We start from the raw sequence: 14,970 nt of genomic DNA, 5'->3' as shown, positions 1-14,970 counted from the left end.
TGCCCGCATGGCCTTCCTGTCGTAACGTCCCGGTATGACCAACCCGTCCCCGCCGCGCAAGGCCCCCGAGCCGCCCTGGCGCACCGAGGGCACGCCCGACGAGCCGCCGAAGCCGCCGTCCGGCGGACGCAGGCTGCGCGGCGGCTGGTGGAACCTGGTCCTCGCCGCCCTGGTCGTCTACCTCATCGCCAACCTGGTGCTGTCGTTCTTCAACGAGGGCGACGAGCCGACGATCTCGTACACCGAGTTCAGCAAGCAGGTCGACGAGGGCAACGTCAGCAAGATCTACGCCAAGGGCGACGCGATCCAGGGCCAGCTCAAGAAGGCCCGGGACAACCCCCAGGGCGACGGGACGTACACCAAGTTCACGACCGAGCGGCCGACGTTCGCGGACGACCGGCTCTGGGCCGCCCTGACCGAGCACGACGTCACCGTCACCGCCGAACCGGTCGTCCAGCACCGCAGCCTTCTGGCCAACCTGCTGATCGCGCTCGCCCCGATGCTGATCCTCGTCGTCCTGTGGGTCGTCATCGCGCGGCGGATGCGCGGTGCGATGGGCGGTCCCGGCGGCATGCTCGGCCGCAAACCGCCGCCCAAGCCGGTCGAGCTGGAGGCGGGCAGGCCGCGCACCACCTTCGCGGACGTGGCCGGCATCGACGAGGTGGCGGGCGAGCTCAGCGACGTCGTCGACTTCCTGAAGAACCCCGGCGCCTACCGCCGGATGGGCGCCAAGATGCCCCGGGGCGTCCTGCTGACCGGCCCGCCCGGTACCGGGAAGACCTTGCTCGCACGGGCGGTGGCCGGTGAGGCGGGGGTGCCGTTCTTCTCCGCGTCCGCGTCCGAGTTCATCGAGATGATCGTGGGCGTGGGCGCCTCCCGGGTGCGTGAGCTGTTCGCCGAGGCCCGGAAGGTGGCGCCGTCGATCATCTTCATCGACGAGATCGACACCATCGGCCGGGCCCGGGGCGGAGGCTCCGGCATGGGCGGCCACGACGAGCGCGAGCAGACCCTGAACCAGATCCTCACGGAGATGGACGGCTTCTCGGGCGCGGAGGGCGTCGTCGTCATCGCCGCAACCAACCGCGCCGACATCCTCGACCCGGCCCTGACCCGCCCCGGCCGCTTCGACCGGGTGGTGAGCGTCTCGCCCCCCGACCGGGGCGGCAGGAAGGCCATCCTGGAGATCCACACCCGCGAGATCCCGCTCGCCCCCGACGTCGACCTCGCCCAGGTCGCCCGTACGACGCCGGGGATGACGGGAGCCGAACTGGCCAACCTCGCCAACGAGGCGGCCCTGCTCGCGGTCAAGCGGAAGCAGGACCGGGTGACGCAGGCGAACCTGTCCGAGGCCCTGGAGAAGGTCCAGCTCGGCGCCGAACGCCCGCTGGTGATGCCCGAGGAGGAACGCCGGCGCACCGCCTACCACGAGAGCGGACACGCCCTGCTGGGCATGCTGCAGCCCGGCGCCGACCCCGTTCGCAAGATCACCATCGTGCCGCGCGGGCGGGCGCTCGGCGTGACGCTGTCCACCCCGGACTCCGACAAGTACGCGTACACGGAGGAGTACCTGCGCGGCCGGATCATCGGGGCGCTCGGCGGGATGGCCGCCGAGCACGTCGTGTACGACGTGATCACGACCGGCTCGGAGAGCGACCTCGAACAGGTCACCCGGATCGCGCGCGGCATGGTCGGCCGCTGGGGCATGAGCGAACAGGTCGGCCGCCTCTCCGCCCTGCCCGGCGACGCCCAGCAGGCCTACGGGCTGGCCGCCGCCCCGGGCACCCTGGACGCCATCGACGACGAGATGCGGCGCGTCGTCGACGAGTGCTACGACGAGGCCGTCCGCAAGCTGCGCGACCACCGCCGGCAGCTCGACGCCCTGGCCGAGGCGCTGCTGGCCCGCGAGACGCTGGACGAGGCGGAGGCCTACCGGATCGCCGGGATCACCCGGCTGACGAAGGACGACCCGGAGGCGTGAGGGCCGACGTCCCCGCCCCCGCACGCGGACGACGGGGACGGGACGGACGCCGGTGTGCCGTCAGCGCGTGCGGGCGACGAGGTACCGGAACACGTTCGGCATCCACACCGTTCCGTCCGGCCGCCGGTGGGGGTGCAGCGCCTCGGCCAGTTCCTTTTCCACCTGTTCCCGGCCGGCGGTGGTGATCGCCGCGTCGAACAGCCCCGTCGACAGCAGCCCGCGCACCGCGCTGCCTTCGTCGGCGTATCCGAAGGGGCACGCCACGCGGCCGGACCCGTCCGGTGCGAGTCCGGCCCGGTGCACGACCTCCTCCAGGTCGTCGCGCAGGGCCGGGCGCCGGCCTCCCGCGCTGCGCAGCGGATCCGCCAGCTTGGTCGCCACGCGCAGCACCGACGTCGTGGCGCACCGCTCCGGCGGCCCCCAGCCGGCCAGCACCACGGCCGAGCCCCGTGCGGCGAGCGGTGTCGCCTCCGCGAGCAGGTCGGCCAGGCCCTCCGAGTCGCCCGCGAGGCATCCGACGGGCTCGAAGGCGGTCACCAGGGTGAACGCGGGCGCCGACGGGTCCCGGGCGTCGCGGGGGAGACCGTCGACGATCCGGGCTGCCGCACGCGCGGGCGCGTCCGGTGCCGCGGGCGCCTCGGGCAGCAACCGCTGCTTCGCGAGGGCCAGCCGCTCCGGGGAGCAGGAGTCGACGCCGGTGACGGCGGCGCCCCGTGCGGCGGCCATGAGCAGGGCCAGCCCGGAACCGCAGCCCAGCCCCAGCATCCGGGTGCCGCCGCCGACGTCCAGTCGCTCGTAGACGGCCTCGTAGAGCGGCACGAGCATCCGCTCCTGTATCTCGGACCAGTCACGCGCGCGTGCATCCAGGTCCACGCCGGGCGTCGCCCTCGCGTGGGGTGAGTGCTGCCGCACGAGCGTAGGTGTCATAGGAAAGTGCCCCAATCGCCGACCGTTGCCGATGTGCCCGATTCCATGGCCCCCGTGCAGTGCGCTCGCACTCCCCCCGTATGTCAGGTAACTCCGGGCTCGCCGTGGCGTCCAGTGGTAGCGAGGGCCGGGTTGCCCGATCCCCGCCCGAGTGGCGAGATTTCACTTCCCGGCAACGTGCGCCCGGCCGTGCGGTGGGCCCGGCGGCCCTCCCCGGGCTCTCCGGCGGATGGCCTGATCGTGCCGGTCGGCGATGACAGCGGGTGGCGGCGGCGCCGGACGGGCCGTTTCGGCCATGCCCGGCGGGCCGCCCGGGCACTCCACGGTGCCCGAAGGGCCCCGGGGGCGGGGCGGTACCGCACGCCGGCGGCCGACCGGGTAACGTCACGCACGTCGCTACGCCCGCCGAGGCGGCGCCCCCTCGCCCGGACGGCGGCCGAAACGCCCCTTGCGCGTCCGCGAGCCCACCGCACCCCGGCGCGTGGACGGGGCCTACGCGCCGGCGCGTACGCCGTACTACGCACCAGCTTGGTACGAGCTGTGAGGCTTCTCCGCAGATCAGCGCACCCGCCCTCGTCACGACGCATCAGCGGCAACTGACGGGTACGTGCAAATTATTTGGGATGCCCCGGAATAGGAACACAGCGGCACCCCGGCTCGTTGTCATTACGTGAGCACGACACCACCTGTTCTCGCCGCAGAGCTGGCGCAGGCGTGGGCCGACATTCAGCGGCACCACCCCGAGCTGCCCGATCTTGCCGCGCCCGAGTCCCTGATCGGAGAGTCGTCGTCCGCCTGCGGGCACGAACTCTCCTTCGAACGACTGCTTCACGAGGCAGTCCACGGCATCGCCGCCGCGCGTGGAGTGCGCGACACCTCGCGCGCCGGCCGCTACCACAACCGACGATTCCTCGCGATCGCCGAGGAGCTGGGCCTGGACCACCCCGAGGAGCCGCATCCCAGCAGCGGCTTCTCCCTGGTCACGCTCACTCCCGAGGCGAAGCGCCGCTACCGGCCGACGGTCGAGCGCCTCCAGCGCGCGCTGAAGGCCCACACCGCCGCGACCGCGACCGACTCGGCCCGCAGCTTCCGCGGTCCGGCCGCCCGCCACGGTTCCTCCGGCGGCGGGGTGCGCGTGAAGGCGGTGTGCGACTGCGGCCGCAATGTGCGCGTCGTCCCGTCGGTCCTGGCGCAGGCCCCCATCGTGTGCGGCGGCTGCGGCAAGCCGTTCCGCATCCCGGAGGTGGTCGGCGCGGCGGCGGGCTGACGGTCCGGCTGCTCGTGGCGGCCGGACCGTGACCCAGTGCCCTCGGTCGGGAGGGGTCGGGAGCGTGTGGCAGAATGGACAGCTGTACTCGACAGCCGCACAGGACCCCTCTCTCCTCCGGCTGACGCGTCCGTCGGGCACTCGGGTACCGCAACCCCACGCGGCTCTCCCGCCGTGCCCAACCACGTCAATCCAGGAGAATCCACTCCCGTGGCAGTCAAGATCAAGCTGAAGCGTCTGGGCAAGATCCGTTCGCCTCACTACCGCATCGTCGTCGCCGACTCCCGTACCCGCCGTGACGGCCGGGCCATCGAGGAGATCGGCAAGTACCACCCGACGTACAACCCGTCGGTGATGGAGGTCGACGCCGAGCGCGTGGCGTACTGGCTCGGTGTCGGCGCCCAGCCGACCGAGCCCGTGCTCGCCATCCTGAAGAAGACCGGCGACTGGCAGAAGTTCAAGGGCGAGCCCGCCCCGGCGCCGCTGCTGCAGCCGGCCGAGAAGTCGGCCCGTCCGTCCTTCGAGGCGCTGGGCGGCGACGACGAGGGCAAGGGTGAGGCCATCACCCAGAAGAAGAAGGCCGAGAAGAAGGACGAGGCTGCCGCCGAGTCCGAGTCGACCGAGGCCTGAGCATGCTCGAGGAGGCTCTCGAGCACCTCGTGAAGGGCATCGTCGACAACCCTGACGATGTGCAGGTGGCCTCGCGCAACCTGCGCCGCGGGCGTGTGCTCGAGGTCCGGGTCCACCCGGACGACCTCGGCAAGGTGATCGGCCGCAACGGCCGCACCGCGCGCGCTCTGCGCACCGTCGTGGGCGCCATCGGCGGCCGCGGTGTCCGCGTCGACCTCGTCGACGTGGACCACGTCCGCTGACGCTTCGCAACGCAGCACCGGCTCGGGCCGGGGAAGGCCACAGGGCCGTCCCCGGCCCGCAGTCGTATGACAGGAGATCAAGCACAGTGCAGCTGGTAGTCGCGCGCATCGGCCGCGCCCACGGGATCAAGGGCGAGGTCACCGTCGAGGTCCGCACCGACGAGCCGGAACTGCGGCTCGGACCCGGTGCCGTACTGACCACCGACCCCGCCTCCGTCGGTCCGCTCACCATCGAGACCGGCCGGGTCCACAGCGGCCGCCTCCTGCTGCGGTTCGCCGGCGTGAGCGACCGCACCGCCGCCGAGGCGCTGCGCAACACCCTCCTCATCGCCGACGTCGACCCCGACGAACGGCCCGAGGAGGAGGACGAGTACTACGACCACCAGCTGATCGACCTCGACGTGGTGACCGTGGACGGCACCGAGGTCGGCCGCATCACCGAGATCTCCCACCTGCCCACCCAGGACTTGTTCGTCGTGGAGCGCCCCGACGGCACCGAGGTCTACGTGCCGTTCGTGTCCGAGATCGTCACCGAGGTCGACCTGGAGGAGCAGCGCGCCGTCATCGACCCGCCGCCGGGACTGATCGACGACCGCGTGGAGATCGCCTCCTCCCGGGACGAGGACGCCGGCGCATGAGGCTCGACGTCGTCACGATCTTCCCCGAGTACCTGGAACCGCTGAACGTCTCCCTCGTCGGCAAGGCCCGCGCGCGCGGACAGCTCGACGTCCGGGTGCACGACCTGCGCGACTGGACCTACGACCGGCACAACACCGTCGACGACACCCCGTACGGGGGCGGCCCCGGCATGGTGATGAAGACCGGGCCGTGGGGCGACGCGCTGGACTCCGTGCTGGCCGACGGATACGAGGCGGGCCACGGCGAGCCCGCCCTCATCGTGCCGACGCCCAGCGGCCGGCCCTTCACCCAGGAACTCGCCGTCCACCTCTCCGAGCGCCCCTGGCTGATCTTCACGCCCGCCCGCTACGAGGGCATCGACCGCCGCGTCATCGACGAGTACGCGACCCGGATGCCCGTGTACGAGGTGTCCATCGGCGACTACGTCCTCGCCGGCGGCGAGGCGGCCGTGCTCGTCGTCACCGAGGCCGTGGCACGGCTGCTGCCGGGCGTCCTGGGCAACGCCGAGTCCCACCGGGACGACTCCTTCGCCCCCGGCGCCATGGCCGGCCTCCTGGAGGGCCCCGTCCACACCAAGCCGCCCCTGTGGCGCGGGCGCGGCATCCCGGACGTGCTGCTCAGCGGCCACCACGGCAGGATCGCCCGCTGGCGTCGCGACGAGGCCCTGCGGCGCACCACGGCCAACCGGCCCGACCTGATCGAGCGGTGCGAGCCCGCGGCCTTCGACAAGAAGGACCGCGAGATGCTCTCCATCCTGGGCTGGGAACCCGACCCGGACGGGGAGCCGTACGGCCGATTTTGGCGCAGGACGCCGGGCGTGGAACAATAGGCCGCTGTTGTGCGTCCGTCCGGAGCGCGCCCCTGCCACAGGGGGACACGACGCCCGTCCCGACCCGCACGGCCCAGAATCCGAAACACCTAGTTTCCGTTGATGACCTGTGGCATCAGCGAGGAAAGCAGACGAAATGTCTCACCTGCTCGACACCGTCGACGCCGCGTCGCTGCGCAGCGACGTCCCGGCCTTCCGCCCCGGCGACACCGTCAACGTCCACGTCCGCGTCATCGAGGGCAACCGCTCCCGTGTGCAGCAGTTCAAGGGCGTAGTCATCCGCCGCCAGGGTGCCGGCGTGCGCGAGACCTTCACGGTCCGCAAGGTCTCCTTCTCCGTCGGCGTCGAGCGCACCTTCCCGGTGCACACCCCGATCGTGGAGAAGATCGAGCTCGTCACCCGCGGTGACGTCCGCCGCGCCAAGCTGTACTACCTGCGCGAGCTGCGCGGCAAGGCCGCGAAGATCAAGGAGAAGCGCGAGAGCTGAGCGCACTCCGAGGTCCACGGCGGAGCCGGATAGCATCTGGCTCCGATGGACACCGAAGCACAGCCCACGGAGCGCGACCGCTCCTCCCGCCCTTCCGGCACCGAGCAGACCTCGGACCCGGAGGGCCCGGAGGGACGGTCGCGTTCCGCGTTCTCGGCGTGGCTCGCCGACTGGGTGCCGGGCGGGCGGATCACCCTGGCCCTGCTCGTCCTCCTGACCCTCCTGCTGCTGGTCAGCACCTTCGTGCTGCGGCCGTTCCAGATCCCGAGCGGATCCATGGAGCGCGGATTGAGGATCGGCGACCGGGTTCTCGTAAACAAGTTGGCGTACCGTTTCGACGGCCGGCCGCAGCGGGGCGACATCGTCGTGTTCGACGGCACCGGGCTCTTCGGGCACGGCGACTACATCAAACGCGTTGTCGGTGTGGGCGGGGACCACGTGGTGTGCTGCGACAAGGAGGGGAGGGTCCGGGTGAACGACCGTGCGGTCGACGAGTCGGGATTCCTGTACCCGGGCGACAGTCCCTCCGTCGTGCCCTTCGACGTCGTCGTGCCCGACGGCACCCTGTTCGTCCTCGGTGACCACCGCGACGACTCCAGCGACTCCCGCGACCACCTCGGGTCGCCGGGCGGCGGAATGGTCCCGGTGGACAAGGTGATCGGCCGCGCCGACTGGATCGTCTGGCCCTTCGGCCACGCCACCCACCTCGACCGCCCGGACGCCTACGCGCGCGTGCCGGCGCCGGCCGCCAAGGGCGCCGATGGGTAGCCGGGGCAAGCCGCGCGGGGCGCCCAGCAGTCCCGCCGAGGACCTGCTGCCCACCGGGTCACGGCGCGCCGCCGCCCCGTCCGGCGGCCGGTCCCGTGCCGAACGGCGCAAGCTCCAGCGCAAGGTCAAGCGCCGCCGCAGGCGCGGTGCCGTCAAGGAGGTGCCGCTGCTCATCGGCGTCGCCGTCCTCATCGCGCTGGTCCTGAAGACCTTCCTCGTCCAGGCCTTCGTCATCCCGTCGGGCTCCATGGAGCAGACGATCCGGATCGGCGACCGGGTCCTGGTCGACAAGCTCACGCCGTGGTTCGGCTCCCGGCCGCAGCGCGGGGACGTCGTCGTCTTCCGCGACCCCGGCGGCTGGCTCCAGGGCGAGCAGACCACCAAGAAGGACGACCCCGTCGTCGTCAAGCAGGTCAAGGAGGGCCTCGCCTTCATCGGCCTGCTGCCGTCCGACGACGAGAAGGACCTCATCAAACGCGTTGTCGGCGTCGGCGGGGACCACGTCAAGTGCTGCGACGTGCAGGGACGGATCACCGTCAACGGCGTTCCCCTGAACGAGGACTACCTGTACCCCGGCGACACGCCCTCCACGACGCCGTTCGACGTCACCGTCCCCGACGGGCGGCTGTGGGTGATGGGCGACCACCGGTCCAACTCCGCCGACTCCCGGGCCCACCAGGACACCGACCACGGAACGGTCTCCGAGGACGAGGTGGTCGGGCGGGCCATGGTGATCGCCTGGCCGTTCGGTCACTGGACCACTCTGGACGAACCGAAAACGTACGCGTCCGTGTCCGACTCGGCCTCCGGTTCGGCCGCTGCCTCCACGCTGTCGCATAGGGTTGCCCCCGACGATCCGAACGCAAAGATTCAACTCCCGATCCCTGCGGAACTCCCGCTCGTTATGGGAGTGGTGGGCCTGCGCCGTGCACGGGGCAGGCGGTGGCAGAGAGTAAGGAGTTGGCGTGGGGGATGTGGCGGTAGGCGCACGGTCCGGTCACGACGGCGAGGAACACCCGGGACGCCCCACGGAAGCGGACGGCCCCTCCACGGGCGGCGCCCAGGCCTTCGCGAGCGACTCCGGGACGGCCGAGGACGGCAGGGTGACGGACGAACAGAACGGGACCGAGGACGAGGGAGTGGGCGGGACTCCGCCCCCCAAGCGTGCCCCGGGCAAGAAGCAGCGTTCCTTCTGGAAGGAACTGCCGATCCTCATCGGCATCGCGCTGGTGCTGGCGCTGCTGATCAAGACCTTCCTGGTGCAGGCGTTCTCGATCCCGTCCGCATCGATGCAGAACACCCTCACGGAGGGTGACCGCGTCCTGGTCGACAAGCTCACCCCGTGGTTCGGCTCGGAGCCGGAGCGCGGCGAGGTCGTCGTCTTCCACGACCCCGACCAGTGGCTGGCCGGCGAGCCGACCCCCGAGCCCAACGCGCTGCAGACGGTCCTGAGCTGGATCGGCCTGATGCCGTCCGCGGACGAGAAGGACCTGATCAAGCGCGTCATCGGCGTCGGCGGCGACACGGTCGAGTGCAACGGCACGGGCCCGCTCAAGGTCAACGGCATGGCGCTGAACGAGCCGTACGTCTACCCCGGCAACACGCCCTGCAGCGACGACGACCAGGGCGGCCGGTTCAAGGTGACCGTCCCCAAGGGCTCCATCTGGGTCATGGGCGACCACCGGCAGAACTCCGCGGACTCCCGCTACAACCAGTCGGACAAGCACGGCGGCATGGTCCCCGTGAAGGAGGTCGTCGGCCGCGCCATCGTGGTCGCCTGGCCGATCAACCACTGGGACACCCTGCCGGTCCCCGACACCTTCGACCAGGCCGGCCTGAAGAACCCGCCGTCGGCCGCCGCGGCGCTCACGGTCGCACCCCAGGGCCTCGCGCTCGCCGGTGTCGTCCCGGTCGTCTGGTGGCGCCGCAGGAGGACCGCCCCCGTCGAGACCCGCTGACGCCCCGCGGAGCCCGCCCGTCCGGTCCGGCCGATCCCCGAGCCGGAAGGGGCTGCCCCCTGCGGGTACTGCCCGGTAGGGTGCGGATCCATGGGTGGCGAGAGCACGACACGTACGGCCCCGCACGGCGGCGGCACGAGCAAGGCCCCGACGGGCGGCAGGACCGGTCAGCGGCTGTCGAACGTCGCCGTGGCGCTGGGCCTGGTGCTGTTCCTCGGCGGGTTCGCCTGGGGAGCGGTGGTCTACCGGCCCTACACCGTGCCGACCAGCTCCATGACGCCGACGATCCACGCCGGTGACCGGGTGCTCGCGCAGCGCATCGACGGCACGGACGTCCGCCGCGGCGACGTCGTCGTCTTCAAGGACGCGACCTGGGCCAACGCCCCCATGGTCAAGCGCGTCGTGGCGATCGGCGGGGACACCGTCGCCTGCTGCCAGAAGGGCAAGCTCACGGTCAACGGCAAGGTGATCGACGAGCCCTACCTGCCCTCCGGTACGCCGGCCGAGATCACCGACTTCCCGACCGTGACCGTCCCCGAGGGGCGCCTGTTCCTGCTCGGCGACGAGCGCGACAACTCCGTGGACTCCACCGCCCACCTCACCGACGCGGCGGGCGGCACCGTGTCGCGCGGCGCCGTGAACGCCCGCGTGGACGCCGTGGCCTGGCCCATGAACGGCATGCTCCCGCGGCCGTCGGGCTTCGAGACGCTGGGCGGCCTCTCCTCGCCGGGTCCGCTGCGCACGGTCGTCGCGATGGTGATCGCCGGAGCCGTGCTGATCCTCGGCGGCGCCGCGTACGGCCCGATCGCGAAGCGGGCCGCCGCCTCCCGTGCCCGGGCCGGGACGGAGCCCGCCGGTGGCCGCTGAGCCGACGGGGGGCCAGGACACCTACGAGGGCGGGCTGCGCAAGGTCGCCCGTGTGGTGCTGCTCGACCCCGAGGACCGCATCCTGCTGCTGCACGGCCACGAGCCGGACGACCCGGCCGACGACTGGTGGTTCACCCCCGGTGGCGGCGTCGAGGGCGACGAGACCCGCGAGGAGGCCGCCCGGCGGGAGCTCGAGGAGGAGACCGGCATCACCGACGTCGAATTCGGTCCCGTGCTGTGGCGGCGCAGGTGCTCCTTCCCGTTCGCGGGCCGCCGCTGGGACCAGGACGAGTGGTACTACCTGGCCCGCACCACCCAGACCGCCACCCAGGCCGTGGGCCTGACCGAACTGGAGCGGCGCAGTGTCGCCGGAGCACGCTGGTGGACGTGCCGGGAACTGGGCCGCGCCCATGAGACGGTGTATCCGACCAGACTCGCCGAGCTGCTGCGCACGCTGCTCGACGAGGGTCCCCCGGCCGGTCCGGTGACCCTGGACACCGAAATCGTCTGAGGGCACGCGGGACTGGCGCACAATGGGGGGATCGCACGGCTGAAGGGGAACATGCCATGAGCGCCGAGGACCTCGAGAAGTACGAGACCGAGATGGAGCTCAAGCTCTACCGGGAGTACCGCGACGTCGTCGGTCTGTTCAAATACGTGATCGAGACCGAGCGGCGGTTCTACCTCACCAACGACTACGAGATGCAGGTGCACTCGGTCCAGGGCGAGGTGTTCTTCGAGGTCTCCATGGCCGACGCCTGGGTGTGGGACATGTACCGGCCGGCCCGCTTCGTGAAGCAGGTGCGGGTACTGACGTTCAAGGACGTGAACATCGAGGAGCTCAACAAGAGCGACCTGGAGCTCCCCGGCGGGTGACAGAGTTATCCACAACCGGTGAGTAGTTCACCGTGAGCGACGGGATCGGTCCCGCTGCGTGATCGTTGGCGCCGGAGGTGGTGCCGACATGAACGCACGAGGTGCGCTGGGCAAGTACGGCGAGACGCTCGCCGCCCGCCGGCTGGGCGAGGCCGGTCTGACGGTCCTGGAGCGCAACTGGCGCTGCGGCCGGGCCGGCGAGATCGACATCGTCGCCCGGGACGGGGACGTCCTGGTCGTCTGCGAGGTCAAGACCCGCAGGGGCGGCACGTTCGAACACCCGATGGCCGCCGTGACCCCCGACAAGGCGGAGCGGCTGCGTCGTCTCGCCGAGCGCTGGATCCAGACCCACGGAGGAGCCCCGCCCGGAGGCGTCCGCATCGACCTGGTGGGCGTGCTCCTGCCGCGACGCGGCGCACCCGTCGTCGAGCACGCCCGGGGGGTGGCGTGATGGGGTTCGCGCGGACGTGCTCCGTGGCGCTGGTCGGCGTCGAAGGCGTGGTGGTCGAGGTCCAGGCCGACCTCGAACCGGGCGTGGCGGCGTTCACGCTGGTGGGGCTGCCGGACAAGAGCCTGACCGAGAGCCGGGACCGGGTCCGGGCGGCGGTGGTGAACTCGGGCGCGGAGTGGCCGCAGAAGAAGCTGACGGTGGGGCTCAGCCCGGCGTCGGTGCCCAAGAGCGGCAGCGGATTCGACCTCGCGGTCGCCGCGGCCGTGCTCGGCGCCGCCGAGCGGATCGACCCGCGGGTGCTGGCCGACATCCTCATGATCGGGGAACTGGGCCTCGACGGACGGGTGCGGCCGGTCCGCGGCATCCTGCCCGCGGTGCTGGCCGCGGCCGAGGCCGGGTACGAGCAGGTCGTCGTGCCCGAGTGCGCCGCCGCCGAGGCGTCCCTGGTGCCCGGCGTGTCCGTCCTCGGCGTGCGCAGCCTGCGCCAGCTGATCGCCGTCCTCGCCGACGAACCCGTACCGGAGGAGGAGCAGGACCGGCTGGGCGGGCCCGACCCGCTCATGGCCGGCCTGCGCATGCCCGGCACGGGCGCGGCCACGGGGATGCACAGCATGGGCGCGGCCCAGTACGGCCACGACCACGACCTCGCCGACGTCGTCGGCCAGACCTCGGCGCGTACGGCGGTGGAGGTCGCCGCCGCGGGCGGGCACCACCTGTTCCTCGAGGGCCCGCCCGGCGCCGGCAAGACCATGCTCGCCGAGCGGCTGCCGGCCGTCCTGCCCCGCCTCGGCCGGACGGAGTCGCTGGAGGTCACCGCGGTGCACTCGGTGGCGGGCCTCCTGCCGCCGGGCAAACCCCTCATCGACGTCGCCCCCTACTGCGCGCCGCACCACTCCGCCACGATGCAGGCCCTCGTCGGGGGCGGGCCCGGCGTGGCACGGCCCGGAGCCGTGTCCCTCGCACACCGGGGCGTGCTCTTCCTGGACGAGACCCCCGAATTCAGCAGCCACGCCCTCGACGCGCTGCGCCAGCCGCTGGAGGCCGGGCACGTCGTCATCGCCCGCAGCGCGGGCGTGGTGCGGTTTCCGGCACGCTTCCTGATGGTGCTGGCCGCCAACCCCTGTCCGTGCGGGCGGTTCTCGCGGAGGGACGACCTGTGCGAGTGCTCGCCCGCGTCGATCCGCCGCTACCAGGCCAGGCTGTCCGGACCGCTGCTCGACCGGGTCGACCTCCGCGTCGAGGTGGACCGGGTCACACGCAGGGAGCTCGCGGGGGACGGCCTCCGGGGCGACTCCACCGCCACTGTCGCCGACCGGGTGCGGGGCGCGCGTGAACGGGCCGCCAACCGCCTCGCCGGCACCCCGTGGCACTCGAACAGCGAAGTGCCCGGACGCGAGCTGCGCAGCCGCTGGCCCGCGGCGCCCGGCGCCCTGGACGACGCGGAGCGCTGCCTGGAGCGGGGCGTGCTCACGGCACGGGGCCTGGACCGGGTCCTGCGCGTCGCCTGGACCGTCGCGGACCTCGTCGGACACGACCGGCCCGACGCGGGGGACGTCGCCCTGGCACTCCAGCTCCGCACAGGAGTGCCGCGCGGCGTTCCCATGGCACTGGGGGCGCTGACGTGAACGGGGAGGAGACGCCCGGGGGCGACCGGGCCGGCCAGGAGGGTGAGGGTGCGGGCGGCAGCGGGGGCGCCGGTGCCGCTCAGGGGGCCGGCCGGGCCCGGTACGACGGCGGGGGCCCGCGCCGCGACGGGGCGGACGACGGACTGGGGGAGGGCGATCTGCTGGGCCGGGTCTTCCTCACCCGCGTCGTCGAGCCCGGCGACGAGACCGGCGGACGGTGGGTGCGGGAGCTCGGGGCCCCGGAGGTGGTCCGGCGACTGCGGGAGGGCGGACGCGCCCTGCCGGGGGTGTCCGGGAAGCGTTGGGCCGGGCTCTGCTCCCGGGCCGCCCTGGCCGACCCGCACGGGGACCTCGCCGTGGCACGGGCGGCCGGGGTGCGGTTCGTGGTGCCCGGCGACGCCGAGTGGCCCCGTCAGCTCGACGACCTGGGGGACGCCCGGCCCCTCGGACTGTGGGTGCGCGGCCGGCCCAGCCTGCGGATGTGGGCCCTGCGGTCGGTGGCGGTGGTGGGCGCCCGCGCCTGCACCGAGTACGGCGCGCACATGGCGACCACCCTCGCCGCCGGCCTCGCCGAACGCGGCTGGGTCGTGGTGTCCGGCGGAGCCTACGGCGTCGACGGCGCCGCCCACCGCGGTGCCCTCGGCGCCGGCGGAGCCACCGCGGCCGTCCTGGCCTGCGGCGTCGACCGCCCCTACCCGCCCGGCCACACCGGGCTGATCACCAGGATCGCGGACCAGGGACTGGTCGTCGGGGAACTGCCGCCGGGCGACCACCCGACACCCAGCAGATTCGTCCTGCGCAACCGCGTGATCGCCGCGCTCACCCGGGGCACCGTAGTCGTCGAGGCCGCCCTGCGCAGCGGCTCCCTGGTCACCGCGCGGGCGGCGCAGCGTCTGGGCCGGCACACCATGGGAGTGCCCGGACCGGCCACCAGCGGGCTGTCCGCGGGAGTGCACGAGCTGCTGCGAGGCGAGGCCGTGCTCGTCACCGACGCCGCGGAGGTCGTCGAACTCGTCGGCGACATGGGGGAACTGGCCCCGGACCGGCGGGGCCCGGTGCTGCCCACCGACCTGCTGGAACCCCGGACCCGGCAGGTGCTGGCCGGGCTCCCCGCGCGCGGAACGGCGGCGGCGTCCGACGTCGCGCGCCGCGCACAGACCACGCAGGACGACGCGGTCGCGAGGCTGTACGAGCTTCGAGCACTCGGTTACGTCGAACGACACGGCGACGGCTGGAAGTTGACACGCCAGGCGATGATCCCGGTCCGTGGCGGCCGGAGCCCGTGTTGACCGAGCGTGTTCGGCCGTCCGGGGGAAGCCCGATGCCCTTGGGGTTTCCCGCAGTTGGGGGATAGCGGTGATCACGCTGAGCGATCCCCGTTCCCCCTGCGGGGCGTTCCGCAGAACGTATCCGCGCGCGACCCCCG

The 14,970-nt window shown here is 72.7% G+C and carries 16 protein-coding genes and 1 pseudogene; 16 read left to right on the top strand and 1 reads right to left on the bottom strand.

The features are described from left to right. Nucleotides 1–34: 34 nt before the first annotated feature. Entirely contained in the window at nucleotides 35–1,978 is a 1,944-nt protein-coding gene (gene ftsH / locus ACFWJB_RS16925) for an ATP-dependent zinc metalloprotease FtsH (protein ID WP_386923024.1), read from the top strand. 60 nt (nucleotides 1,979–2,038) lie between these two features. Here the strand turns inward: ftsH and ACFWJB_RS16920 are convergent, their stop codons facing one another. Continuing rightward, nucleotides 2,039–2,905 carry a class I SAM-dependent methyltransferase gene (locus ACFWJB_RS16920; protein ID WP_386923022.1) on the bottom strand — a complete coding sequence of 289 codons (867 nt, stop codon included), beginning with the start codon at nucleotides 2,903–2,905 and terminating at the stop codon, nucleotides 2,039–2,041. A 670-nt stretch (nucleotides 2,906–3,575) separates the two neighbouring features. Here ACFWJB_RS16920 and ACFWJB_RS16915 point away from each other — a divergent pair. The 15 genes and pseudogenes from ACFWJB_RS16915 to dprA all read left to right on the top strand — a co-directional run bounded on the left by ACFWJB_RS16915 (nucleotide 3,576) and on the right by dprA (nucleotide 14,833). Then, nucleotides 3,576–4,172, top strand: coding sequence for a hypothetical protein (locus ACFWJB_RS16915; protein ID WP_385458638.1), 597 nt, complete (start codon nucleotides 3,576–3,578; stop codon nucleotides 4,170–4,172). 210 nt (nucleotides 4,173–4,382) lie between these two features. Then, nucleotides 4,383–4,802 (top strand): 30S ribosomal protein S16, encoded by a 420-nt coding sequence (gene rpsP / locus ACFWJB_RS16910; protein ID WP_356200776.1) that lies wholly within the window; start codon nucleotides 4,383–4,385, stop codon nucleotides 4,800–4,802. A 2-nt stretch (nucleotides 4,803–4,804) separates the two neighbouring features. Continuing rightward, nucleotides 4,805–5,044 (top strand): RNA-binding protein, encoded by a 240-nt coding sequence (locus ACFWJB_RS16905; protein ID WP_003973401.1) that lies wholly within the window; start codon nucleotides 4,805–4,807, stop codon nucleotides 5,042–5,044. 86 nt (nucleotides 5,045–5,130) lie between these two features. Beyond that, nucleotides 5,131–5,682, top strand: a complete 552-nt coding sequence (rimM, locus tag ACFWJB_RS16900) for a ribosome maturation factor RimM (RefSeq protein ID WP_385458636.1) — start codon at nucleotides 5,131–5,133, stop codon at nucleotides 5,680–5,682. Continuing rightward, complete coding sequence (gene trmD / locus ACFWJB_RS16895) at nucleotides 5,679–6,512, top strand: tRNA (guanosine(37)-N1)-methyltransferase TrmD (RefSeq protein WP_386923019.1); 834 nt, start codon at nucleotides 5,679–5,681, stop codon at nucleotides 6,510–6,512. Before rimM ends, trmD begins: the two co-directional genes overlap by 4 nt. Before the next feature lie 136 nt (nucleotides 6,513–6,648). After that, the gene (gene rplS, locus ACFWJB_RS16890; RefSeq protein ID WP_108015375.1) at nucleotides 6,649–6,999 is read left to right on the top strand and encodes a 50S ribosomal protein L19; all 351 of its coding nucleotides are present in this window, start codon (nucleotides 6,649–6,651) and stop codon (nucleotides 6,997–6,999) included. Between the two features lie 45 nt (nucleotides 7,000–7,044). Then, nucleotides 7,045–7,767, top strand: a complete 723-nt coding sequence (lepB, locus tag ACFWJB_RS16885; protein ID WP_386923017.1) for a signal peptidase I — start codon at nucleotides 7,045–7,047, stop codon at nucleotides 7,765–7,767. Continuing rightward, a pseudogene (gene lepB / locus ACFWJB_RS16880) lies at nucleotides 7,760–8,842 on the top strand (signal peptidase I); the annotation flags it as partial. The gene lepB (ACFWJB_RS16885) and the pseudogene lepB (ACFWJB_RS16880), both read left to right, overlap by 8 nt. Continuing rightward, nucleotides 8,733–9,725 (top strand): signal peptidase I, encoded by a 993-nt coding sequence (lepB, locus tag ACFWJB_RS16875; RefSeq protein WP_386923015.1) that lies wholly within the window; start codon nucleotides 8,733–8,735, stop codon nucleotides 9,723–9,725. The pseudogene lepB (ACFWJB_RS16880) and the gene lepB (ACFWJB_RS16875), both read left to right, overlap by 110 nt. A 90-nt stretch (nucleotides 9,726–9,815) precedes the next feature. Continuing rightward, nucleotides 9,816–10,592 (top strand): signal peptidase I, encoded by a 777-nt coding sequence (lepB, locus tag ACFWJB_RS16870; protein ID WP_385458627.1) that lies wholly within the window; start codon nucleotides 9,816–9,818, stop codon nucleotides 10,590–10,592. Further along, on the top strand, nucleotides 10,582–11,103 hold the full coding sequence (locus tag ACFWJB_RS16865) for an NUDIX hydrolase (protein WP_386923012.1): 522 nt from the start codon (nucleotides 10,582–10,584) through the stop codon (nucleotides 11,101–11,103). The genes lepB (ACFWJB_RS16870) and ACFWJB_RS16865 overlap by 11 nt, the downstream gene beginning before the upstream one ends. Before the next feature lie 56 nt (nucleotides 11,104–11,159). Further along, the gene (locus tag ACFWJB_RS16860; RefSeq protein ID WP_003965949.1) at nucleotides 11,160–11,468 is read left to right on the top strand and encodes a DUF2469 domain-containing protein; all 309 of its coding nucleotides are present in this window, start codon (nucleotides 11,160–11,162) and stop codon (nucleotides 11,466–11,468) included. 88 nt (nucleotides 11,469–11,556) lie between these two features. Continuing rightward, nucleotides 11,557–11,919, top strand: a complete 363-nt coding sequence (locus tag ACFWJB_RS16855) for a YraN family protein (protein ID WP_385458623.1) — start codon at nucleotides 11,557–11,559, stop codon at nucleotides 11,917–11,919. Beyond that, nucleotides 11,919–13,544 (top strand): YifB family Mg chelatase-like AAA ATPase, encoded by a 1,626-nt coding sequence (locus ACFWJB_RS16850; RefSeq protein WP_385458621.1) that lies wholly within the window; start codon nucleotides 11,919–11,921, stop codon nucleotides 13,542–13,544. The genes ACFWJB_RS16855 and ACFWJB_RS16850 overlap by 1 nt, the downstream gene beginning before the upstream one ends. 143 nt (nucleotides 13,545–13,687) lie before the next feature. After that, on the top strand, nucleotides 13,688–14,833 hold the full coding sequence (gene dprA, locus ACFWJB_RS16845; RefSeq protein ID WP_386923071.1) for a DNA-processing protein DprA: 1,146 nt from the start codon (nucleotides 13,688–13,690) through the stop codon (nucleotides 14,831–14,833). Nucleotides 14,834–14,970: the final 137 nt, after the last annotated feature.

It is taken from the genome of Streptomyces sp. NPDC127100 (assembly GCF_042724095.1).
GTDB lineage: Bacteria > Actinomycetota > Actinomycetes > Streptomycetales > Streptomycetaceae > Streptomyces.
The sequence above is the reverse complement of the archived record's forward strand: the minus strand, read 5'-3'. Positions and strand labels throughout refer to the sequence as shown.